This window comes from Salmonella sp. NW1250, from assembly GCF_051812965.1.
Lineage (GTDB): Bacteria > Pseudomonadota > Gammaproteobacteria > Enterobacterales > Enterobacteriaceae > Salmonella > Salmonella enterica.
Map to the genome: position 1 here is coordinate 330317 of NZ_JAMNDD010000003.1, position 21565 is coordinate 351881.

The 21565-nt window shown below is 53.6% G+C and carries 20 protein-coding genes; 9 read left to right on the forward strand and 11 right to left on the reverse strand.

Annotation, left to right across the window (positions count from 1 at the left end; translation table 11 throughout):
* Nucleotides 1–65 precede the first annotated feature (65 nt).
* The 6 genes from ahpC (at nt 66) to NBA72_RS07175 (ending at nt 6922) form a co-directional block, all read left to right on the forward strand.
* A complete protein-coding gene (gene ahpC, locus NBA72_RS07150) occupies nt 66–629 on the forward strand; it encodes an alkyl hydroperoxide reductase subunit C (protein WP_000052802.1) in 564 nt (187 codons plus the stop codon).
* 241 nt (nt 630–870) lie between these two features.
* Nucleotides 871–2436: an alkyl hydroperoxide reductase subunit F gene (gene ahpF / locus NBA72_RS07155; protein WP_000887644.1), complete on the forward strand. Its 1566-nt coding sequence runs from the start codon at nt 871–873 to the stop codon at nt 2434–2436.
* 332 nt (nt 2437–2768) lie between these two features.
* Nucleotides 2769–3329, forward strand: coding sequence for a TorD/DmsD family molecular chaperone (locus NBA72_RS07160; RefSeq protein WP_000377444.1), 561 nt, complete (start codon nt 2769–2771; stop codon nt 3327–3329).
* Entirely contained in the window at nt 3322–5601 is a 2280-nt protein-coding gene (locus tag NBA72_RS07165; RefSeq protein WP_000064317.1) for a molybdopterin-dependent oxidoreductase, read from the forward strand. Before NBA72_RS07160 ends, NBA72_RS07165 begins: the two co-directional genes overlap by 8 nt.
* Entirely contained in the window at nt 5598–6155 is a 558-nt protein-coding gene (locus tag NBA72_RS07170) for a 4Fe-4S dicluster domain-containing protein (protein WP_001250381.1), read from the forward strand. Before NBA72_RS07165 ends, NBA72_RS07170 begins: the two co-directional genes overlap by 4 nt.
* Nucleotides 6155–6922: a dimethyl sulfoxide reductase anchor subunit family protein gene (locus NBA72_RS07175; protein WP_000417104.1), complete on the forward strand. Its 768-nt coding sequence runs from the start codon at nt 6155–6157 to the stop codon at nt 6920–6922. The genes NBA72_RS07170 and NBA72_RS07175 overlap by 1 nt, the downstream gene beginning before the upstream one ends.
* 67 nt (nt 6923–6989) lie before the next feature.
* Here NBA72_RS07175 and uspG read toward each other — a convergent pair whose 3' ends face one another.
* A complete protein-coding gene (gene uspG / locus NBA72_RS07180; RefSeq protein ID WP_000278499.1) occupies nt 6990–7418 on the reverse strand; it encodes a universal stress protein UspG in 429 nt (142 codons plus the stop codon).
* 222 nt (nt 7419–7640) lie between these two features.
* Between uspG and NBA72_RS07185 the strand changes: the two genes are divergently transcribed.
* Complete coding sequence (locus NBA72_RS07185; RefSeq protein WP_000646118.1) at nt 7641–8879, forward strand: zinc-dependent alcohol dehydrogenase; 1239 nt, start codon at nt 7641–7643, stop codon at nt 8877–8879.
* An 82-nt stretch (nt 8880–8961) separates the two neighbouring features.
* On the opposite strand, the gene rnk is transcribed toward NBA72_RS07185, so the two are convergent.
* The 9 genes from rnk to citC all read right to left on the reverse strand — a co-directional run bounded on the left by rnk (nt 8962) and on the right by citC (nt 17260).
* Nucleotides 8962–9372 (reverse strand): nucleoside diphosphate kinase regulator, encoded by a 411-nt coding sequence (gene rnk / locus NBA72_RS07190; protein WP_000089748.1) that lies wholly within the window; start codon nt 9370–9372, stop codon nt 8962–8964.
* 234 nt (nt 9373–9606) lie between these two features.
* Nucleotides 9607–10413 (reverse strand): ribonuclease I, encoded by an 807-nt coding sequence (rna, locus tag NBA72_RS07195; RefSeq protein ID WP_001092585.1) that lies wholly within the window; start codon nt 10411–10413, stop codon nt 9607–9609.
* 109 nt (nt 10414–10522) lie between these two features.
* Nucleotides 10523–11986: a citrate/succinate antiporter CitT gene (citT, locus tag NBA72_RS07200; RefSeq protein ID WP_000059029.1), complete on the reverse strand. Its 1464-nt coding sequence runs from the start codon at nt 11984–11986 to the stop codon at nt 10523–10525.
* A 37-nt stretch (nt 11987–12023) separates the two neighbouring features.
* Nucleotides 12024–12920: a triphosphoribosyl-dephospho-CoA synthase CitG gene (gene citG, locus NBA72_RS07205; protein WP_042948043.1), complete on the reverse strand. Its 897-nt coding sequence runs from the start codon at nt 12918–12920 to the stop codon at nt 12024–12026.
* Complete coding sequence (gene citX, locus NBA72_RS07210) at nt 12892–13443, reverse strand: citrate lyase holo-[acyl-carrier protein] synthase (protein WP_001236064.1); 552 nt, start codon at nt 13441–13443, stop codon at nt 12892–12894. Before citX ends, citG begins: the two co-directional genes overlap by 29 nt.
* A gap of 3 nt (nt 13444–13446) precedes the next feature.
* Nucleotides 13447–14976, reverse strand: a complete 1530-nt coding sequence (citF, locus tag NBA72_RS07215; RefSeq protein WP_000192323.1) for a citrate lyase subunit alpha — start codon at nt 14974–14976, stop codon at nt 13447–13449.
* A gap of 9 nt (nt 14977–14985) precedes the next feature.
* The gene (gene citE / locus NBA72_RS07220; RefSeq protein WP_042948042.1) at nt 14986–15894 is read right to left on the reverse strand and encodes a citrate (pro-3S)-lyase subunit beta; all 909 of its coding nucleotides are present in this window, start codon (nt 15892–15894) and stop codon (nt 14986–14988) included.
* Nucleotides 15891–16187 carry a citrate lyase acyl carrier protein gene (gene citD, locus NBA72_RS07225; RefSeq protein WP_000700679.1) on the reverse strand — a complete coding sequence of 99 codons (297 nt, stop codon included), beginning with the start codon at nt 16185–16187 and terminating at the stop codon, nt 15891–15893. The genes citE and citD overlap by 4 nt, the downstream gene beginning before the upstream one ends.
* Nucleotides 16184–17260, reverse strand: a complete 1077-nt coding sequence (citC, locus tag NBA72_RS07230; protein WP_079981033.1) for a [citrate (pro-3S)-lyase] ligase — start codon at nt 17258–17260, stop codon at nt 16184–16186. The genes citD and citC overlap by 4 nt, the downstream gene beginning before the upstream one ends.
* A gap of 385 nt (nt 17261–17645) precedes the next feature.
* On the opposite strand from citC, the gene dpiB reads away from it, so the two are divergent.
* Both dpiB and dpiA read left to right on the forward strand, forming a co-directional pair.
* A complete protein-coding gene (gene dpiB, locus NBA72_RS07235) occupies nt 17646–19307 on the forward strand; it encodes a sensor histidine kinase DpiB (RefSeq protein ID WP_023205726.1) in 1662 nt (553 codons plus the stop codon).
* Nucleotides 19276–19956: a two-component response regulator DpiA gene (gene dpiA / locus NBA72_RS07240; RefSeq protein ID WP_000138786.1), complete on the forward strand. Its 681-nt coding sequence runs from the start codon at nt 19276–19278 to the stop codon at nt 19954–19956. The genes dpiB and dpiA overlap by 32 nt, the downstream gene beginning before the upstream one ends.
* 53 nt (nt 19957–20009) lie before the next feature.
* Here the strand turns inward: dpiA and dcuC are convergent, their stop codons facing one another.
* A complete protein-coding gene (dcuC, locus tag NBA72_RS07245) occupies nt 20010–21395 on the reverse strand; it encodes an anaerobic C4-dicarboxylate transporter DcuC (protein ID WP_000958619.1) in 1386 nt (461 codons plus the stop codon).
* Nucleotides 21396–21565 lie beyond the last annotated feature (170 nt).

A 21565-nucleotide genomic window follows, 5' to 3' on the forward strand; every position in this document is an offset into this window, starting at 1 on the left:
CGCATTAGCCGAATCAGCAAAATTTCGTTAACTTACTCCTCAACGAAAACACGGAGGAAGTATAGATGTCCTTAATTAACACCAAAATCAAACCTTTCAAAAACCAGGCGTTCAAAAACGGTGAATTCATTGAAGTCACCGAGAAAGATACCGAAGGCCGCTGGAGCGTCTTCTTCTTCTACCCGGCCGATTTTACCTTTGTTTGCCCGACTGAACTGGGTGACGTTGCCGACCATTACGAAGAACTGCAGAAGCTGGGCGTAGACGTTTATTCCGTCTCAACCGATACTCACTTCACGCACAAAGCATGGCACAGCAGCTCTGAAACTATCGCAAAAATCAAATATGCGATGATCGGCGACCCGACTGGCGCCCTGACCCGTAACTTCGACAACATGCGTGAAGATGAAGGTCTGGCAGACCGTGCGACCTTTGTTGTTGACCCGCAGGGTATCATCCAGGCGATCGAAGTTACCGCTGAAGGTATCGGCCGTGACGCGTCTGACCTGCTGCGTAAAATTAAAGCAGCACAGTACGTTGCCGCTCACCCAGGCGAAGTATGCCCGGCGAAATGGAAAGAAGGTGAAGCGACTCTGGCTCCATCTTTAGACCTGGTCGGTAAAATCTAAATTTCCGTCGTCTTTCACGCCATAGCTGCGTTGGCGTCGCCTGCTCACCCCGATCACTTACTTCAGTAAGCTCCCGGGGATTCTCAGGCTAGCCGCCTTACTCTGACGTGAAATACTTTGGAAATTGTTTCAGTCATGGGCGCACCCGCGCCCATTTCATTTCAGCACCATGACGCAAGTTGCATTAATGCAGTCCCGCGAAGTCGGCTTGCATGATGATGTTTTCAGAGAGGGAAGAAGAATGCTCGACACAAATATGAAAACCCAGCTCAGGGCTTACCTTGAGAAACTGACCAAACCTGTTGAGCTGATTGCCACGCTGGATGACAGCGCTAAATCGGCGGAAATCAAGGAACTGCTGGCTGAAATCGCCGAGCTGTCCGACAAAGTCACGTTTAAAGAAGACAATACTCTGCCGGTGCGCAAGCCGTCTTTCCTGATTACGAATCCAGGTTCTCAGCAAGGGCCGCGCTTTGCCGGTTCTCCGCTGGGCCACGAATTTACCTCGCTGGTTTTGGCGCTGCTGTGGACCGGCGGTCATCCGTCAAAAGAAGCGCAGTCGCTGCTGGAGCAGATTCGCGATATTGACGGCGATTTTGAATTCGAAACTTATTATTCACTCTCCTGCCATAACTGCCCGGACGTAGTGCAGGCGCTGAACCTGATGGCGGTGCTGAACCCGCGTATTAAACATACGGCAATTGATGGCGGCACCTTCCAGAACGAAATCACCGAACGTAACGTGATGGGTGTTCCGGCGGTATTTGTTAACGGTAAAGAGTTCGGCCAGGGACGTATGACTCTGACCGAGATTGTCGCTAAAGTGGATACTGGCGCAGAAAAACGCGCGGCGGAAGCGCTGAACAAACGCGATGCGTATGACGTACTGATTGTCGGCTCCGGCCCGGCGGGCGCGGCGGCGGCGGTCTACTCGGCGCGCAAAGGCATCCGTACCGGTCTGATGGGCGAGCGCTTCGGCGGTCAGGTGCTGGATACCGTGGATATCGAAAACTATATCTCGGTGCCGAAAACCGAAGGCCAAAAACTGGCGGGCGCGCTGAAAGCGCATGTCAGCGATTACGACGTTGACGTTATCGACAGCCAGAGCGCAAGTAAACTGGTTCCGGCCGCAACAGAAGGCGGCTTGCATCAGATTGAAACGGCGTCCGGCGCAGTATTGAAAGCGCGCAGTATCATCATCGCCACCGGCGCGAAATGGCGCAATATGAATGTGCCGGGCGAGGATCAGTATCGCACCAAAGGCGTCACCTATTGTCCGCACTGCGACGGTCCGTTATTTAAAGGGAAGCGTGTGGCGGTCATCGGCGGCGGCAACTCTGGCGTTGAAGCGGCTATCGATCTGGCAGGTATTGTAGAACACGTTACGTTGCTGGAGTTCGCGCCGGAGATGAAGGCGGATCAGGTGCTACAGGACAAAGTGCGTAGCCTGAAAAATGTCGATATCATTTTGAATGCGCAAACGACAGAAGTGAAGGGCGACGGTTCGAAAGTGGTGGGGCTGGAGTATCGTGACCGTGTCAGCGGCGATATTCATAGCGTCGCGCTGGCAGGGATTTTTGTGCAGATTGGTCTGTTGCCGAATACCCACTGGCTGGAAGGCGCGCTTGAGCGTAACCGCATGGGCGAGATCATTATTGACGCCAAATGTGAAACCAGCGTTAAGGGCGTCTTCGCCGCAGGCGATTGCACCACCGTTCCTTACAAACAGATTATCATCGCCACAGGCGAAGGGGCGAAAGCCTCGTTGAGCGCCTTTGATTATCTGATTCGTACCAAAATCGCATAAAAAGAAGTAAGCACACCTGCAAGGTCAGTTAACTGGCCATCGTAAACGGCCCGATAGTGTAAGCTATTCGGGCCTGCGGTGTTTATGCCCGGGGAACGCCGCTGGGTAAAACACATTCTTCATTATCAATACTCTGAAACCGTCTGTTAATAACAGACGGTTTCTTATTTCAACGGTCTTCTGTTTTTAAACTTTGAAACAATAAAAAAGCCTTCTACGGATTTAACTGGAATTTTTCTGTTTTTTTATCAAAGAAAGATTAAGCGCTTCCGCTAACATGCCCATTCTTTTTTCTTGATTTATATTGCATTTGTATGTGAGGTTATTTATTCATGGATTCAATCTATGAATCACTGACGGAATTAGAAAAAACAGGGCTTACATTGCGTGATTTTTTTAATTCTCATGATAGTCGTTCACTGAAATCTGCCTACGTGAGATTAAATCCCACTGCTGCGGTAAACCTTACCGATCGGGCGTGGCTGGAGGCGGAGTATGACTTTAATGCGCTATTCGTCGGTCCTGGCAAGCTGCTGGCTGCGCCTTTCGCTTCAGTGTATCTGGAAGAGGATGCGCTGGTGATGGGAAAGGCGACGCTGGAGATACGGGAGTTTATGGCAGCGTTGGGATTATCGGTTAATCAGGAGAGCAATATTCCTGACGATCATATTTCCTGCGTGCTGGAATTGACCACACTATTACTGGCTAATACCCGGCAAACGTCACAATACCGATCTACTCTCACTCAATATATCAATAACTATTTAACAAAGTGGGTGCCATTATATATCGAAAAAATAAAAACTCATGCACAAACGACCACGTTATATACGGTGGCGGACATCTTATTTTATTGGCTTGATGAATTAAAACGAGAGTATCAATATGAGTAATGAGACGGGACATCTGAACAGACGTTCTTTTTTAAAGGGGATAGTGGCACTGGGCGCCGTTGCGGCTTTACCCGGAGGATTACTGACCTCCCGATGCGCGCTTGCGCAGCCGCCTGTTCCCTTTAACCCTAAAACGTACAAAATTTATCGTAACGCGTGTCCGCGTAACTGCTATGACACCTGTAGCCTCAAGACGTGGGTAAAGGACGGGGTCATTACTTTCGTGGAAGGTGCGCCGGAATCAACATTTACTCACGGTACCCCTTGCGTCAAAGGGTTAAGCTATCCGCGCCGGGTTTATAGCCCCGATCGTATTAAATATCCCATGGCGCAGGACGTTCGCGGTAGCGGCAACTGGCGTCGCATCTCATGGGAAGAGGCGATGCAGCGCATTGCCGCCAAGATGCTGGAGATTAAGAAAAAAGACGGTTCTATGCTCGGTCTGGCGCTGACCAAATATTCCGGTAAGTTTGGTGTGCTGAACTATGCCGTTGAAGGGATGATGTCCTCGCTTGGCTATACCACCCGTTTTGCCGGTACGCCGTGCTGGCCTGCCGGTATCGACGCGCAAAACTACGACATGGGCGACATGTGGTGTAACGACCCGGAAGATATGGTGAAAGCGAAATACATCATTATCTGGGGCGCCAACCCGGCCTGGTGCTCAATGCACAGCATGAAGTACATCTATCAGGCGCGCGAGAAAGGGGCGAAGGTCGTGGTTATCGACCCGCTGCTGTCGCAGACTGCCGCCAAAGCCGATCTCTACCTGCGCGTGCGGCCTGGCTCAGACGGCGCGCTGGCGCTGGGAATGGCGCGTCATCTGGTGGATAAAGGCCTGGTGGATCAGGATTTTGTCAACAACGATGCTCATGGCTATCCGGAATTTGAAGCCTATCTGCGCAATAACGTCACCGTGGAATGGGCGGCAGAAATCTGCGGCCTGTCTGCGGATGTCATTCGCCAGCTGGCGGAAGAGTTTACGGCGGTTAAGCCGGCCACGGTCTGGATTGGTTACGGGATGCAGCGTCATGTCAACGGCGGCGCCAACGTTCGCGCTATCGATGCCTTTGTCGCTATGTCCGGCAACATCGGTGTCGAAGGCGGCGGCGCGCGTTATGGCCATCTGCATACCTGGGGCTTTAACTATAACGCCATGCTGCAGAAGCCGCCGGAGGGCGCTATTGGCATACCGGGAGCGGCGGGCACCACCAGTGAATTCGGGGCTGCCGCTGGCAGCGACGCCGTGCAGTACTCCGATCGCTCCCTGAATATTAACCAGACGGCGCAGGGGATTCTGGAGGCCAACGATCCGCCGGTTCGTATGCTGTGGGTCGCCTGTAAAAACCCGTTTGCCCAGGATTTCGATCGCAGCAAGATGAAGAAAGCGTTTGAAAAACTGGAAATGGTGGTCTGCGCCGATCAGTTCTTCAACGAAACGGTGCAACACGCTGATATCGTGCTGCCCGTTACCACCGCGTTTGAAGAGTGGAACGTGGATGCTTCTTACTGGCACTACTGGCTTTCCATTAATCAGCCGGCGATTAAGCCGATGTATGAAGCAAAATGCGATCTCGAAATCGCGACCATGCTGTCGCGCACCATTAATAAGATGGCGCCGGGTTCCTGTACCTTCCCGCAAGAGTTCGATCACAAGCGCTGGCTGGATCAGGAGTTCAACGACGGTATGGCGAAAATGTTCGGCATCTCGTCCTGGGACGATCTGCTGGACGGGCCAAAAAAAGCGATCCTGCCAAGCTCTGCCGCCTGGTACGATCGCAAGTTCAAAACGCCGTCAGGCAAGTATGAATTTAAATCTGAACTGGCGGAGAAAAACGGCCACACCGCGCTGCCGGAATACAAACCGGAAGCCGAGAGCAAACTGCCTTTCCATCTGTTTACGCCGCACGTGCAGTTTGGCCTGCACTCGCAGTTTATCAACCTGGACTGGATGCAGGTGTTCTACCCGGAACCGTTCGTTTATATCCATCCTTCTTCCGCACAGAAAAAAGGCATCAGCGAGAACGATCTGGTCAAAGTTTTCAATGGCACCGGTGAAGTTGAGCTGCGGGCAAAAGTCACCACCAACGTGCCGGAAGATTTTCTGGTGATGTATGAAGCGTGGTTCCCGAAACGGCAGTACAACGTGCAAAACGTCGTGGCCGATACGCCTGCTGATATGGGGCTGATGAAAACTGGCGCGCCGGGCGCCGCTATCCACAGTCAGTTTGCTGACGTTGTATTGATCGGTAAAGGGGAATCCGTAGCATGAGACGTGCGTTTTTAGTGAATAGCGATAAGTGCATCGGCTGCCGCGGCTGTGCTATGGCGTGTAAAAGCTTTAACCAACTGGAGCCGGATCGCTTCTGGCGCTACGTTTATCCGTTGGATAAAGACATCTATCCACATGAAGAGCGGGCGTTTTACTCGCTGGCCTGTAACCACTGCGAACATCCGGCCTGCGTCGCCGCCTGTCCGGTCGAAGCCTATACCAAACGTGAAGATGGGGTGGTGGTGCATAACCCTGAGCGCTGCATTGGCTGCAAAAACTGTATTCGTAACTGTCCTTATGGCGCGCCGCGTTTTAATGAAGAGACGCGTAAAGCGGAAAAATGCAGTATGTGCTACGAGCGTCTTGATATCGGTATGAATCCGGCGTGCGTAAACGCCTGTCCGGTGGGCGCCTTGTCGATTATCGATTTGGATGCCGATCCTGTGCCCGATAATGCGGTGCAGTATCCGCCAGGGTTCCCGCATATGCCACAGCTCAATCCAGGAACGCGCTTTATTCTGGCGCGCCAGCCTAAGCAGCCGGAGGACAAGTAATGGAAAAATATGAACTGCCGCTGGTGTTTTTTACGGTATTAAGCCAGATGTCTGTCGGGATGGCTTTGGTACTGACATGGCGTACGCTGCGTGGTGAAGTGGAAGGCCAGCGTTTCTATTGGTTGGCCACCGGGCTGGTGCTGGCATTGGCGTCTATTGCCGCGATTCTGCATCTGGCGCATCCCGATCGCGCTTATAATGCGCTGATTAACCTGCGACATGCCTGGTTAAGTCGGGAAATCCTTGGCGCCACGTTGTTTGGCGCAGCGGTCGGCGTAACGTTCCTGGCAAAGGGACATAAAGCGATGGCTCTTATCGCCTCCGTGTTCGGCGTGTTACTGGTGGCGGTGCAGGGGATGACCTACGCCGCGCCAGCGATGGTAGCTATCGCTAATGGATTTACCATGCTGTTATTTTTTATTACGGTATGGGTCATGGGGTGCGCGGCGATTCCGCTGTTAAGACTCAGGCCTGCCGTTCCTGCGTTACGCCAGGGAATTGTGGTGTGTATCGCGGTACTTATCGCGGCGCCGCTGGTGTGGTTAAGCGGGGGAACGGTCATGCAGATGACGGCGCGTTCATGGCTGGCTTCCCCGTTTTATCTGGCAAGCCTGGTTTGCCTTGCGCTCGCTTTTGTCGCCAGCCGTCACGGTGATTCGCGCCCGAAACTCCTGTTCGTCTTGTTATTCGTTGGCGTATTTCTGAGCCGGCTGGTCTTTTTTGGCGACACGGTGAGTACTATTGTGAATATCGGGCATTTGTATTAACGATGATGCAGTAAAAAGCCCTGCCAGGCGTGACCTGGCAGGGCGTGTCAGTTTTTAGCCACCAGGGTTAACGCACAACCAATACTGGCAGCGTCGCATGGCGCACCACGCTTGAGGCGTTAGACCCCAACAGGTGTGTCGTGATGGACGGATTACGCGAACCGATTACCACGACATCCGCATCCAGTTCTTCGCCCATCTCATTGACGACATCGCGCACGCTACCAAAGCGAACATGCGTTTTAATTCGTGAAGGATCGATACTGAAGTGTCCCACCATCGTTTGCAGACGCGTTTCCGCCTCATGCTGTAAATGTTCTTCAAAGCGACGCACGTCGGCGGCAAAGCGGTGCAGACTCATGCTCGCGGACCCAGGCAGTACATGCAACAGATGAATGACGCCATCCTGTTGCGCCAGAAACTCAGCGTGGCGAATGGCTTTATCGCTAAGTTCCATTTCAAAAACATCAACCGGCATAATGATTGTCTTATACATACCCGTTACTCCCTGTTAATCAATACTGAATTTATTCAAGCATATAATAATGTTTCTTTCTGCTATTTGTCTGGCAATTTTAAATATTACGGCAACCTGATGTTAAAAAAGTCGTGTATTTTCCAGGAAAAATCCTAAAGCCGCCTGTTTTGCCGGCAGTCTCTCCGGGATAGCTACCCTTTTATAGTCGAACGTGACATTCACCGTTACCCCGGAGGCTGCATGAAAGCATTGACGTATCACGGTCCACATCACGTAAAGGTTGAAAACGTACCCGATCCCGGCATTGAGCAGCCTGACGATATCATTTTGCGTGTTACCGCCACCGCGATTTGCGGATCTGATTTGCATCTCTATCGCGGCAAGATCCCACAGGTGAAACATGGCGATATTTTCGGCCATGAGTTTATGGGCGAGGTGGTGGAAACCGGACATGATGTGAAGAATATTCGAAAAGGGGATCGGGTCGTTATCCCGTTTGTCATTGCCTGTGGTGACTGTTTTTTCTGTCGGCTACAGCAATATTCAGCGTGTGAAAACACTAACGACGGACACGGCGCGGCGATGAATAAAAAACAGATCCCGCCACCGGCGGCGCTGTTTGGGTATAGCCATCTGTATGGCGGCGTTCCCGGCGGACAGGCCGAATATGTTCGCGTGCCAAAAGGTAATGTCGGTCCATTTAAGGTGCCGCCGCTGTTATCTGACGATAAGGCGCTGTTTCTTTCTGATATTTTGCCTACCGCCTGGCAGGCGGCAAAAAATGCCCAGATTCAGCAAGGTTCCAGCGTGGCGGTTTTTGGCGCAGGGCCGGTAGGATTACTGACTATCGCTTGTGCGCGACTGCTGGGCGCGGAGCAGATCTTCGTCGTTGATCACCACGCCTGGCGCCTGCGTTTCGCCGAAGAACGTTACGGCGCGATACCGATCAACTTCGATGATGAGAACGATCCGGCGGAAAAAATCATCGAGCAGACGGCAGGCCACCGCGGCGTGGACGCGGTAATTGATGCCGTAGGCTTTGAAGCGAAAGGCAGCATGACGGAGACGGTGCTGACGAACCTTAAACTGGAAGGCAGCAGCGGCAAAGCGCTGCGACAATGTATCGCGGCGGTCAGACGCGGCGGCGTGGTCAGCGTGCCCGGCGTGTATGCCGGTTTTATTCACGGCTTTTTATTCGGCGACGCCTTTGATAAGGGGCTAACTTTTAAAATGGGTCAAACCCATGTTCACGCGTGGCTGGGGGAACTATTACCGCTTATTGAAAAAGGGTTGCTGAAGCCGGAGGAGATTGTCACGCACTATATGCCGTTTGAAGAGGCGGCGCGCGGCTACGAAATTTTCGAAAAACGCGAAGAAGAGTGCCGGAAGGTTATCCTGGTGCCGGGAGCGACGTCGGCACAAGCGGCGCAGAAACAGGCGACGGGAGTCATCAACCCGATGCCAGGCGGCGTTGTCTGAAGCAGGCAGAAATGAAAGGGCTAACGGAAAGAGGATGCGCAGGCATCCTCTGTGTAAACGCATTAACGCTTATGCAGATGGTTTAACGCAGGAAGTCGCCCGCGGCTTCAGGCTGATATTCGAGTTCCAGCACTTCGAGATGGGTGGAGGCGCCGCCCGGCAGTTCCCAGTGAATGGTGTCGCCGACGCGCAGTCCCAGCAACGCCGCGCCGACGGGCGCCATTACCGAAAGCTGGGTACTGCTGTCCGTCATATTGGCGGGATACACCAGCGTCCGCACGCGTGTTTCACCATCGCTCAAATTGCGGAATTTAACGCGGCTGTTCATGGTGACGACATCGTTCGGCATCTCTTGTGGCGAACACATTTGCGCGCGATCCAGTTCGGCGTTGAGCGCGTCGGCAATCGGCAGATCCGCATACGCAGGCTGTTCCAGAAGACGATCAATACGTTCGGCGTCAAGGTCGTTAATGATAATAGTGGGTCTGGACATTTCTTACTCCATGTCATCGATACTGCGAGTAGTGCAGGTAAATGGTCCCAAAAGAAAACCCTCACCGTCTGGCGGCGAGGGTTTAACTCTCATGATGATACTGAGACTTACCCCGTCTTTGAAGTGATTTAGTTCACATTCGGGTAAATCCTCAAACGTCATAGCCCTGAGTGAATTTTAGTCTACATTCGGGCGTGTTCTCAAATGTGGCTACGGTTTTAAACCTCTGCTTCGTCAATAACCGGCTTTATCGATAATAAACTGTTTCCCGCAGTTGCCGGGATGCGGCTGCGGCAGGAATGAGGCAGAGGAGAGCGGCGCGTTAATCATCGACGCCTTTAATGAAAACTGAATCTCTGTTAAATAGGCGGGATTGCCATGGCAGTTTACTTTAACGGCTTTGACATTATCCTGGCCCCACATTTGTGCGACGACGCTATCAAACTCAGCGCGGCTAACGGTTTTGCCGTAATTATCCGCCAGAAACTGCCCCAGCGCGCTGTCTTTTATCGCCTTATCCAGCCGTATCATGGTGCCGAAATAGGCATTGGGATCAAACCCGAAACAGGCGCCATGTTTGGCATATTCGTAGCGCTCCAGACAGGAATTCCCCCCCGCGCCGGGCATCACTTCCTTAAGCGCTGCCGCGATGTCAGGCGAAAGTCCGGGGGCGGGGGCAGAGCATTTCCGGCTGGCCTTGACTTCAGGCAGATTCGGGATTGGCCGCGTCGCACAACCAAAGCGCTGCCAGCGTCGCTGGTCAACACCGCGTGCGGCGATAGATTTGGGTAATCCAGGCCACAGGCCGTGAACGGTCAGAAAGTCTGCTTTGTTGGCTGGCTCTTTTTGCAGACGGCACTCATCGGGTTCCCGATGGCGGCGTTCATGCTGGCTTTGACAAAAACCGGTTTGCCAGGAAAGCGCCAGCACATAGTCAGTGAAATCACCGTACTGTTGCGCCTGAAGTTCGTCGGCGTTGGCGGCAAAAATTGGGGTTAAGAGGACAGCCAGCAGCGGACTGTAATGCCATATTGTGTTCATGATGAATTCGATAATTTATACACATTATGAATGTTACCCATTTAATCATAAAAAATGCCGCTCAGGTGAACCTGAACGGCATCATTTTTAACCTACGTTGGCGTAATGTTTAATTCCACATTGCCAGAATCGGCCAGCCCACCAGCAACAGCATCGCGATATAGATAACGCCAAAGATTGCGCCAAGCCGCCAGTAGTCTCTGGATTTCACGTAACCGCAGCCGTAGATAATCACACCAGGGCCGGTGGCATACGGCGTCAGACAGCCCATGATACCGATAGACAGCACCAGCAGAATACACAGTTGTTCCATCGGAACGCCCGGAATGCCTTTACCCACCGCCAGAATGACCGGCAGCATGGTCGCGGTGTGAGCGGAAAGGCTGGCGAACAGGTAGTGCGCGAAATAGAACACCAGTACCAGTACAATGACGGTTGCATCCGGCGAGAAACCTTCCAGATGTGTACTCATGGTATTGGCGAACCAGTCAATAAAGCCGGAGCGGGTTAAGCCATTAGCCATGACCACCAGCGTAGCGAGGTTCACCAGGGTGTTCCAGGCGCTGTTGTAGCGCGTAATGTCTTTCCACGGCACAACATGCAGCGCCAGCATCAGCGAGACGGCCAGCAGACCCACGGCAGTGGCGTTGATGATTTTTCCACCAAAAACCCACAATCCTAAGCTAAGCAGCACCAGGCCAATCAGCGTCCACTCTTTGCGGGACAGACGCCCCATGTTTTTTAACTCTCCGCCAGCCCAGGCCGCGACTTCCGCACTGTGGGTCACTTCAGGTTTATAAAGCACATAGGAGAGCCACGGCGCAACGATCAGTAAAATAATCCCTACCGGCAGAAAGCTGAGAAACCACTGCAGCCAGCTAATCTGGACGCCGGCGATCTTACTGACGAACTCCAGACCTAACACGTTTGGCGCCGCGCCAGTGACAAACATCGAAGAGCTCAGGCTGGTACTGATCACCATCATCCACATCAAATAACCGCCGATGCGGCGTGCGGAAGGATCGTTTGGAAACGATTTAAACAGCGGCGGCAGGTTCTTGATGACCGGGAAGACAGTCCCGCCGGTACGAGCCGTATTGGAGGGAGTAAACGGCGCCAGCAAAATATCGATAATGACAATCGCATAGCCGAGCGTCAGCGTACGTTTACCCATGAATTTTACCAAAAACAGCGCAATGCGGCGCCCCAGCCCGGTCACTTCGTAGCCCAGCGCGAAAATAAACGCGCCGAAAACCAGCCAGACCGTGGTGCTGGAGAAACCGGCAAGCCCCCATTTCAGCGCCTGTTTACTGGCTTTAAACGCCGGATCGGCCAGTTCTGAAGCGTCAAATAGCAGGTAATTGCTGCCGATAACGCAAATGGTTACGGCGATAAAACTGATCGCTGTCGCCGGGATCGGCTCCAGGATCATACCGACAATCATCGCGACGAAAACCGCAAAATAGTGCCAGGCCTGCGGCGGCATACCATCTGGAACAGGAATTAGCAACATGACGCCCATCACCACTAATGGGGCCAACAACTTCCATATATTATCTTTGGATAAAGACATAAATGACTCTCCGGAAAGGATATTTTCTATAATTGTGTTAATGATTAACTTGCGAAATTTGCGCTAAAAACCAGGTCACGATCAGCAGATCGGCGCTACCGCCTGGGCTGAGATTGCGTTCAATGCATTGCTGATCGAACCGGTGGAGATAAACGAGATCGTCAGGCGTCCGTATGCCGCCCTGATGTAATAAGACCGCAGCCTGCTGCTGTAACCAGCGCAGACCGTCCGCCCCGCCTCGCGACGCGACGTTGGTATCGCCGTTAAGCGACATCAGCAGCAGTAAGGTATCAAGCAGCGCCAGTTCCGGATCGCGCCCCTGCGCCAGCAATGCGCGGTAGTGCGGCAACGCGTGGCGGATGACCAGCGGATAGCCCGCTTCCGCTTCGCCGCGCGCGCCGGTTAATCCCAGTTGCTGATACAGCCGCTGACCTGCGGTGAGCTGTAGGTTGTTCTGGCGCAGTTCGCGCGTGGTCAGGCCGCGGCAAAAATCGGCGGCGGTAGCGCAGAGTGTTTCTGCAGCGATCGGCTGGCGTAGCTGATACAGGCGGCCAATGGCGGCACACAGTAACCCCAGCGAGAAAATGCTGCCTTTATGGGTATTGACGCCCGCCGTTGCGCGAAACATCGCTGCTTCACAGGCCATCCCCAATGGACGCAGGCCCGCCAGAACTGACTCTGGCGGCAGGCGCGTGCAGCTGGCGCCATATTCCATAAAGCGCGGCAGCCAGTGTCGAATCGCCTCCGCGCTGCGGTGAAAATCCACCAGCGCCATATCTTTGTGTGCGCCGCAGTTTAGTCGGTCTACCAGACCGGGTTTTGGCGATAAATTTACCTCGGTCAGCATGGCGCGCCAGGCCAAATCGGCCCAGGCGTCATACAGCGACTGAGGCTGAATGGAGGCGTTAGTCGGGTTGGCGGGAATCGGCATCATGCAGCAGCGCCTCCATATGAGTCAGTAAATCAGTCAGCGCGTGGGTTTTACCCCGCGCGCATTCAGCCGCGCTTTGCCCGCACAGCAGACAGCGGCGGGCGGGAAGCGCGAAATGGCGGCGGGAGAGTATTTCGCCTTCCGCCGTCAGGACATCGATATCCCACAGGCGCCCCAGTGGATAACGCTGTTCAAGCGCGATGGTCGCCTGTTTGAGCGCCTGAGCGGGCGCGTCAATCGCCAGCAGCCCTTCCGGCCCGCTGGCGGAAGCCAGTGCAGCCTGCTCCCGGATGGTCCAGCCATACTCTTCTGCCAGCGTGTGCAGGGCAGTCACGCCGTGATTAAAGATCCGGCGGGTTAACGCGCTGTCTTTTATCGGGCCTGGCGCCACCACGGTAAAGGAGACCAGTGGAGTGGCGTGGCGCGTTAGCCAGGCGCGCTGTCTTGCTTGTCTCTCATCCCGGCTGGCGAGCAGCTCAGGAATAGAAACGTCGTGACAGGTGGCGAGTTCAGGAAACAGGCGCATGGCTTATTCCTTCACCTGATGCACCACATCGATCACTGAACCGTCGCGATAACGCACGACAGCAATCACGCGGTCGGTGAATTCGATAGGGCGGGGCTGACCGGTAAGCAGTTGCGCGCGTTCGCGCAGCCACTCAATCGATACCACTTTCATTCCCGCTGCTTTCAGGCGTTCAGCCAACTCCGGACGCGCCGGATTGACGGCGATACCGTGATCGGTGACCAGAATGTCAACGCTGGAGCCTGGTGTGACGCAGGTGGTGACGTTATCAACCAGCGTTGGGATGCGACCGCGCACCAGCGGCGCGACGATGATGGACAGCGCCGCCGCGACGGCGGTATCGCAGTGGCCGCCGGACGCGCCGCGTAGAACGCCGTCGGAGCCGGTCAGCACGTTAACATTGAAGTGGGTGTCGACTTCCAGCGCGCTCAGCACCACCACGTCCAGACGGTCGACGGAAGCGCCTTTAGAGCCCCAGTTGGCGTACTGGTTAGCGCTGATTTCGATATGGTTCGGGTTGCGGGCCAAAGATTGCGCAGCGTTACGATCGAAGCTCTGCACGTCAAGCAGTTTGCGGATTAAGCCCTTTTCATGCAGGTCGACCATGGTGGCGGTGATACCGCCCAGCGCGAAATTAGCCACAATGTTGCGGCTACGCATTTTGTCTTCCAGGAAGCGGGTGACCGCCAGCGATGCGCCGCCGGTGCCGGTTTGCAGGGAGAAACCTTCGTTGAAGTAGCCGGAGTGAGCAATGACTTCCGCCGCGCTGCGGGCGATCAGCAGTTCACGCGGATTAGTGGTCATGCGGGTCGCGCCAGCGCCGATTTTGTTTGCATCACCGACTTCTTCGATTTGCACGATCAGATCAACCTGATCCTGAGCGATGCTTGCCGGGTTATGCGGATACGGCAGCAGTTGCTCCGTCAGCATCACGACCTGCTTCGCGCTGTCGGCATCCACCATCGCGTAGCCCAGTGAACCGCAACAGGCTTTGCCGGTATAACCGTTAGCATTACCGAATTCATCGCAGGAGGGCACGCCAAGAAACGCAACATCAATATTGAGTTCGCCGCTTTGTACCAGATGCACACGACCGCCGTGGGAGTGAATCTGAACCGGCTCAGCCAGCAGGCCGCGAGAAATTTCTTCCGCCAGCGGGCCGCGCAGGCCTGACGTGTAGATGCGGCTGACCACCCCGTTACGAATGTGTTCAACCAGCGGCGCGTGGCAGTCGCTCAGCGAGCTGGAGGCCAGGGTCAGATTTTTGAAGCCCATCTTCGCGATGGTTTCCATCACCAGGTTAATCGTCAGATCGCCGCCGCGAAACGCGTGGTGAAAAGAGAGCGTCATGCCGTCGCGTAAACCGGAACGGCGGATGGCCTCTTCCAGGCTGGCGCACAGTTTGTGGTCGCGCGGTTTTTGCGCTTGTAGATCCAATTTTGCCGCACTTTGGTAAGCGCTCAGTTCGCTTTCAGCGTGACGGCTCCAGGCGGCTACGCGATCCTGGCGTTGAGATTCATTTTTCTGCGTCATTTTTTTGCCTTATTCTTCGCGAATACCGGAAAGTTCTGCACGGGAGAGCACCAGACGGGCGCGTTCAATCACCGGGCTGTCGACCATCTTGCCGTTAAGGGAAACGACGCCGAGACCTTCGCGGGCGGCGGCTTCTGCGGCTTCAACGACCAGACGTGCATGGGCGACCTCTTTACGCGTCGGCGCATAAAGGTTGTGCAGCAGTTCTATTTGGCGGGGGTTGATCAGTGACTTACCGTCAAAGCCCAACTGTTTAATGTGGGCGGCTTCTTGCAGGAAACCGACTTCGTTGTTGGCGTCGGAATAGACGGTATCGAAGGCCTGAATGCCGGCGGAACGCGCGGCCTGCAAAATGGCGCAGCGGGCGAACAGCAGTTCGGTGCCTTCCGGAGAGCGTTCGGTGCGCAGGTTGCGAACATAGTCTTCCGCGCCCAGCGCAATCCCGATCAACCGTTCAGAGGCGTGGGCGATTTCTACCGCGCGGGTAATACCCAGCGGCGATTCCACGGCGGCTAACAGGCCGGTACTGCCCGGTTCGCGACCGCAGGCGTTTTCAATGCGCAGAATTTCGTTTTCGATATCAATGACGTCCTGCGCGGTGTCGGTTTTCGGTAAACGCACCACGTCCGCGCCGCCGCGCACGACCGCTTCCAGATCGTTGACGCCCCATTCGGAGTCCAGCGCATTCACGCGGACAATGGTTTCGACGTCACGGTAAAGCGGGTGTTGCAGCGCGTGATATACCAGACGGCGCGCCGCGTCTTTTTCGCGTAATGCAACGGAGTCTTCCAGGTCGAACATCAGCGCGTCGGCCGGGTAGATAAACGAATTGCTCACCATCGCCGCGTTGGCGCCCGGTACGAATAACATACTGCGGCGGGTGCGGGTTTTACGTTGTTGCAGAGAGGCGGAAATCATTGGCGATCCTCCCAGGGCAGAGCGGCAATACCGCTGGCGCGCGCCAGTAGCGTTTCCAGTCGGGCGCGCAAAATGCAGTCCAGAGCGCCTTTATCATCGACGTTCAGTTGTACGCCGCGCACGTCGTAGCGAGAAAGCACCTCCAGGATAGTGGCGCGAATGGCCTCGCCAAACTGTTTTTCAACGCTACTGTTGATTTGCAGGTCAATATCCTGCGTATCGAGCGGCGCAATGCGTATCATCACATCGCCGGACTCAAGCGTGCCTGCGACGGCTAGCTGGTTTATTTTCATTTTTCACCTGTTGCTAATACGGGGGACTTTTGACGGGCTGCCGCGCTGCCCGGATGGCGTTCGACCATGCCCTGCAAATAGCTCAGGGTGGCGTCGGGAACCAGCGGCGCGATAGCCGTGAGATCGTGTTTAACCAGCAGCTTGCGTACCCAGGAGGCGGATATCGGCGTCTCCTGGAAGCAAAGCCGCTCTATTTCCACCAGCGTAATGGGTGGGGCGGGAAGCGTTGGCGTCTCCAGCCAGAAACGCATATCAAGGTTGTACTGGGCGGTAACGGTGCAAAACGGCTCCGTACCGACAAAGCGGTGTGTGATGCCAAGCGCGGGCGCCAGATACTGGCGGAAAATCTTCAGGTCGATTTCGGTATAACAGTGATTAATGACGCTCTGCTCTTTAATGAAATAGCAGGGGAACGTCGCACGAGAAATAATGTATTCGGAGCCGCGGTGAACGGTTAAGCGCGGGATATCGGTGGTCCCTTTAAGGACCAGATCGAGTCGGTCTTCATAGGGAAAGCGTGATGTATCTTCTTTGACCAGGAACAGATGCAGCCAGTCGCACTGTGCCGCCGCCTGTTGGATCAGATAGCGGTGGCCGTTCGTGAAAGGATTGGCGTTCATCACAATACAGCCAATTTTCTTTCCCTCATGACGCAATGTCGCCAGCGATTCCGCATACCGTTTCAAGCGGGTCGCGCTATTTTCCATTAAGACCATCACGCCAGGGACGCTGGCTATCGTCGAAAAGCTGCACTGTTTAAACAGCGCTTCGTATTCCGTTTTGGTATAAATAAAAAGATGGGTGCAGTGCCGTTCCCAGGCGAGATTAATCAATTCCGTCGCCAGCGTTAACGCTAAGCCTTCACCGCGTACTGATTCGCTAATGGCCACGCATTTAATGATATTTCCGGCAATACCGCCGCAGGCAATAAGACGGTCATCACGGCTGACGGTAATAAACACTTCTACAGTGGTATCGACGCTTAAATCATTCTCTTTGAGAAAGTGAGCGATCTCCGCCATTTTTTTATTTTCAGAGCGTTTTACCCGAGTGAATACATTATTGCCAAACATAGTAAGAAATATCCTGGTGATATGCTTGTTGCCACTTTTCTGTATATGTTGCGCTGTGTTGCAACTTGATAACTTTTTCTTTTCAGTCAGAGTGGGAGTATTTTTATGACGAGTTATTTATTTTTTCTCACTGACGTATACATCGTAAGGAGTATTTTGGTGGTAAATTTTGATTTATTTCACAAAGCGTTAGATGGTTTTTAAGTGTTTTATGGTTTTAAGTTTTTTAATTAATTTAATCACCATTCCGGCGGTGGGTTTTAGTTGTTTAATTGATTTAATGTGGGGAATCTGTAACGATTGGTTTTTATATGCTTCATGATGCTGAAAACATTTTTATTACATTTGCGATAAATCTGAAGAAAAATGCCCATAAGGAACCTTAATGTCCTATCAGAAAAATAAAAAGCTGTTTCCTTTTTTTCGGCAACTCGCGTTTCCGTTACGTATTTTTCTGCTCATTCTGGTGGTTTCTGTTTTCATCGTGGCAGCGTTAGCACAATATTTGTCTGCCAGTTTCGAAGATTATCTGGCGTCCCATGTTCGTGATATGGCGATGAATCAGGCAAAAATTATTGCTTCTAACGACAGCATTATCGCTGCCGTAAAAAACCGGGACTATAAACGCCTGGCGATAATTGCGAATAAACTGCAGCGCGGGACGGATTTTGACTATGTGGTGATAGGCGATCGCCACTCGATCCGGCTTTACCATCCGAATCCGGAAAAAATCGGCTATCCCATGCAGTTTACGAAACCCGGCGCGCTGGAAAGAGGAGAAAGTTATTTCATTACCGGTAAGGGCTCAATAGGGATGGCGATGCGCGCCAAAACGCCTATTTTTGACAACGAAGGCAACGTGATCGGCGTTGTTTCAATTGGCTATCTGGTCAGTAAAATCGACTCCTGGCGGCTGGACTTCTTATTACCGATGGCGGGGGTTTTTGTCCTGTTGCTGGTGGTATTAATGCTGCTTTCCTGGTTTTTCGCCGCGCATATCCGCCGACAAATGCTGGGCATGGAGCCGAAACAGATTGCGCGCGTGGTACGCCAGCAGGAGGCGTTATTTAGCTCGGTTTATGAAGGGCTGATCGCCGTTGATCCGGAGGGACATATCACTGCGATTAACCGCAATGCGAGAAAAATGTTGGGGCTGCCGTCGCCGGGGCGTCAGTGGCTGGGCAAGCTGATAGCGGAAGTCGTCAATCCGGCAGACTTTTTTACCTGCCAGATCGCAGAAAGACGCCAGGACGTGATGGCCAACTTCAATGGCCTGAGCGTCATCGCCAATCGTGAGGCTATCCGTTCCGGCGAGGAGCTGCTGGGCGCTATTATTAGTTTTCGCAGCAAAGATGAAATCGCGACGTTGAACGCGCAGCTAACCCAGATTAAACAGTATGTTGAGAGCCTGCGCACGCTACGCCATGAGCACCTGAACTGGATGTCGACTCTGAACGGCCTGCTGCAAATGAAAGAGTATGATCGGGTCAGAGAGATGGTGCAGGGTGAGTCGCAGGCGCAGCAGCAACTTATTGATAGTTTACGCGGCGCCTTCGCCGATCGTCAGGTGGCCGGTTTGCTGTTTGGCAAAGTTCAGCGCGCGCGTGAACTGGGGCTCAAGATGGTGATTGTTCCCGGCAGCCAGCTACATCAACTGCCGGAGGGGCTGGATAGCACGGAGTTCGCCGCCATCGTCGGGAATCTGCTGGATAACGCGTTTGAGGCGAGTTTACGTACACAGGAAGGCGACAAGACCATCGAACTTTTCCTGAGCGACGAGGGCGACGAGGTGGTGATAGAGGTCGCCGACCAGGGCTGCGGCGTTCCTGAAGCGCTGCGGGAAAAAATTTTTGAACAGGGCGTAAGTACCCGAACCGACGAACCCGGTGAGCATGGTATCGGGTTATATCTGATTGCAAGTTATGTGGGGCGCTGTGGCGGGGTCATTACGCTGGAAGACAATGATCCTTGTGGCACCTTATTTTCTTTATTCCTTCCGAAAGTGAAAAAAAACGATGACAGAACCATTAACCCTATTGATCGTTGAGGATGAAACGCTGCTGGCGGAGATGCACGCAGAATATATCCGCCATATTCCTGGCTTTAACCAGATATGGCTGGCGGGCAATCTGGCGCAGGCGAGAATGATGATTGACCGGTTCAAACCTGGATTAATTCTGTTAGATAATTATCTGCCGGATGGGAAGGGGATTACGCTGCTGCATGAATTAATGCAGTCGCGCTATCCCGGCGGCGTCGTGTTTACGACCGCCGCCAGTGACATGGAGACGGTAGCGGAAGCGGTACGTAGCGGCGCGTTTGATTATCTGGTCAAACCTATTGCTTATGAGCGTTTGGGGCAGACGCTGACCCGCTATCAACAGCGCAGACGTATGCTGGCGAGCGCGGATAGCGCAAGCCAGAAGCAGATAGATGAAATGTTCAACGCCTATGCGCGCGGCGAACCGAAAGGGGATTTGCCGACCGGTATTGATGCCTTAACCCTTAATGCGGTGATGAAGCTGTTTGCCGATCCAACCGTACGCCATACGGCTGAAACGGTCGCGCAGGCCTTAACGATAAGCCGCACCACATCCCGACGCTACCTGGAATATTGCGCGAGTCGGCACCTGATTGTCGCAGAGATTATTCATGGCAAAGTGGGCAGGCCGCAGCGTATTTACCACGGCGGCTAAGCCTGGTTTAAGATGCCGGGGCGATGTTTTCCCTCGCCCCGGCTTACCGGCTATCAGCCGCCGGTAACGGCGGAAGAGGCGCCTGGCACCATAATTTCCGTGGCGATAATGACGATCAACAGACCAACGATGACCGGAACGGACGTGCGTTTCACCACTTCAAACGGTGATATTTTAGCCATCCCGGCGACAGCGACCACGACGCCGGAGACCGGCGAAATCGTGCGCCCCAGGTTTGAGGCTTGCAGCATTGGGATAGATAAATAGGCTGGGTTGATGCCGGAGGAGTGCGCCAGTTTAGGGATCATCTCAACAAAGGCGTAAAAAGGCGCATTGCCTGAACCGGTGGTCATCGCGGCCAGCATGGTTAAAATCACTAAGACCAGCATCAGAATAATGCTGGCGGAGCCAAAAGAAGTGGCAATCGAGATCAGACTTTGGATAAAGCCAATGGTGCTCAGCCCCTGGGCGAAAACGCCCGCCGCGACCAACAGCATCACAACGCCGGCAAACGCATCCGCCATGCCGCGATAAGCCACTTCCAGGCCGGAAAACACATTTTGCGTGTTGAAGCCGCGCACGAATTCCAGCACGGCGGCCAGCAGCATACAGATCACCAGAATGGTAATAATGTGCAACTGCGGCCCCCATTTACCGTCAAAAATCAGTACGCCGATAATGGGCGTGAACGGCAAAAGGGCATAAAACGCCGGGGCCGTGGTGGTAATCTCCGCCACGTCCAGCATCTCATGTGAAATGTTCTCTTTTTTATCCAGATAGCGTTGCCAGAAAAAGTGCGCAATCGCCATACCGATAATTGCGGCGATGGAAATCGGCAGCGTGGTTTTGAACGCGAAATCGATTAACGGCATCTCCGCCGCTTTTGCGGCTAAAACCACATCGCCAGACGTTGGCGAGAGGATGATGGCGGCTGGCGAGGCGCAAATAGCCGCCGCTGCGCCGCGGCTAATGCCGACGTTGACCATCACCGGGAAGAGAGTAGCCATGAGTAGTACGCCAAGCCCCGTCGCGGAAGAGACGGCCAGCGACATCAGGCAGGCGACAAAATAGGCGGCAATCATCAACAGGTAGGGCGAGTTTATGTACTGTAAAGGTTTCGACGCCAGCTTCACGACCATATCATTCGCGCCGATATGCGTCATATAGGCGGCAAAGCCGCATAGCATCATGATCATCATGCCAAGATCGCCGCCGCGACTCATAAGCAAAATTTTGATGTATTCAACAATATCTGTTGCGGTATAGCCGGTACTGGTTTCGCTGGCAGGTAATACCTTATGCCCCATCAGCGCGCTGATAATAAGCAGAACCAGACCGCCGACAAATAAAACGCCAGTGGCGGAATATCCCTTAATGATGTAGCGCGCTACACCTACAATAACGACGACTCCGATAAGGAGCTCTATAACTGTTAGCATTGTTTCCCCTGTCTTATCGACACCCAGAGTAAAAATAAGAGCCACAAAAGTGGTATAAAAATGTACCGAATAAAGGATGGCGCCTTACTGATTAAAATCACGGCGCGGTTATTTTTTCATGTCATCGCTAAAGATGAAATATGCTTATACGAATTTTCTGTAGCGCTATA

Excerpts from the sequence above, each read along its gene's own strand:
- NBA72_RS07170 (WP_001250381.1), top strand. The coding sequence starts at position 5,598 with ATGAGACGTGCGTTTTTAGTGAATAGCGATAAGTGCATCGGCTGCCGC.
- citX (WP_001236064.1), bottom strand. The coding sequence starts at position 13,443 with ATGCGCCTGTTTCCTGAACTCGCCACCTGTCACGACGTTTCTATTCCT.
- ahpF (WP_000887644.1), top strand. The coding sequence starts at position 871 with ATGCTCGACACAAATATGAAAACCCAGCTCAGGGCTTACCTTGAGAAA.
- dpiA (WP_000138786.1), top strand. The coding sequence starts at position 19,276 with ATGACAGAACCATTAACCCTATTGATCGTTGAGGATGAAACGCTGCTG.
- ahpC (WP_000052802.1), top strand. The coding sequence starts at position 66 with ATGTCCTTAATTAACACCAAAATCAAACCTTTCAAAAACCAGGCGTTC.
- NBA72_RS07160 (WP_000377444.1), top strand. The coding sequence starts at position 2,769 with ATGGATTCAATCTATGAATCACTGACGGAATTAGAAAAAACAGGGCTT.
- dpiB (WP_023205726.1), top strand. The coding sequence starts at position 17,646 with ATGTCCTATCAGAAAAATAAAAAGCTGTTTCCTTTTTTTCGGCAACTC.
- citF (WP_000192323.1), bottom strand. The coding sequence starts at position 14,976 with ATGACGCAGAAAAATGAATCTCAACGCCAGGATCGCGTAGCCGCCTGG.
- citE (WP_042948042.1), bottom strand. The coding sequence starts at position 15,894 with ATGATTTCCGCCTCTCTGCAACAACGTAAAACCCGCACCCGCCGCAGT.
- citC (WP_079981033.1), bottom strand. The coding sequence starts at position 17,260 with ATGTTTGGCAATAATGTATTCACTCGGGTAAAACGCTCTGAAAATAAA.
- NBA72_RS07185 (WP_000646118.1), top strand. The coding sequence starts at position 7,641 with ATGAAAGCATTGACGTATCACGGTCCACATCACGTAAAGGTTGAAAAC.
- citD (WP_000700679.1), bottom strand. The coding sequence starts at position 16,187 with ATGAAAATAAACCAGCTAGCCGTCGCAGGCACGCTTGAGTCCGGCGAT.
- rnk (WP_000089748.1), bottom strand. The coding sequence starts at position 9,372 with ATGTCCAGACCCACTATTATCATTAACGACCTTGACGCCGAACGTATT.
- NBA72_RS07165 (WP_000064317.1), top strand. The coding sequence starts at position 3,322 with ATGAGTAATGAGACGGGACATCTGAACAGACGTTCTTTTTTAAAGGGG.
- rna (WP_001092585.1), bottom strand. The coding sequence starts at position 10,413 with ATGAACACAATATGGCATTACAGTCCGCTGCTGGCTGTCCTCTTAACC.
- uspG (WP_000278499.1), bottom strand. The coding sequence starts at position 7,418 with ATGTATAAGACAATCATTATGCCGGTTGATGTTTTTGAAATGGAACTT.
- citG (WP_042948043.1), bottom strand. The coding sequence starts at position 12,920 with ATGATGCCGATTCCCGCCAACCCGACTAACGCCTCCATTCAGCCTCAG.
- dcuC (WP_000958619.1), bottom strand. The coding sequence starts at position 21,395 with ATGCTAACAGTTATAGAGCTCCTTATCGGAGTCGTCGTTATTGTAGGT.
- NBA72_RS07175 (WP_000417104.1), top strand. The coding sequence starts at position 6,155 with ATGGAAAAATATGAACTGCCGCTGGTGTTTTTTACGGTATTAAGCCAG.
- citT (WP_000059029.1), bottom strand. The coding sequence starts at position 11,986 with ATGTCTTTATCCAAAGATAATATATGGAAGTTGTTGGCCCCATTAGTG.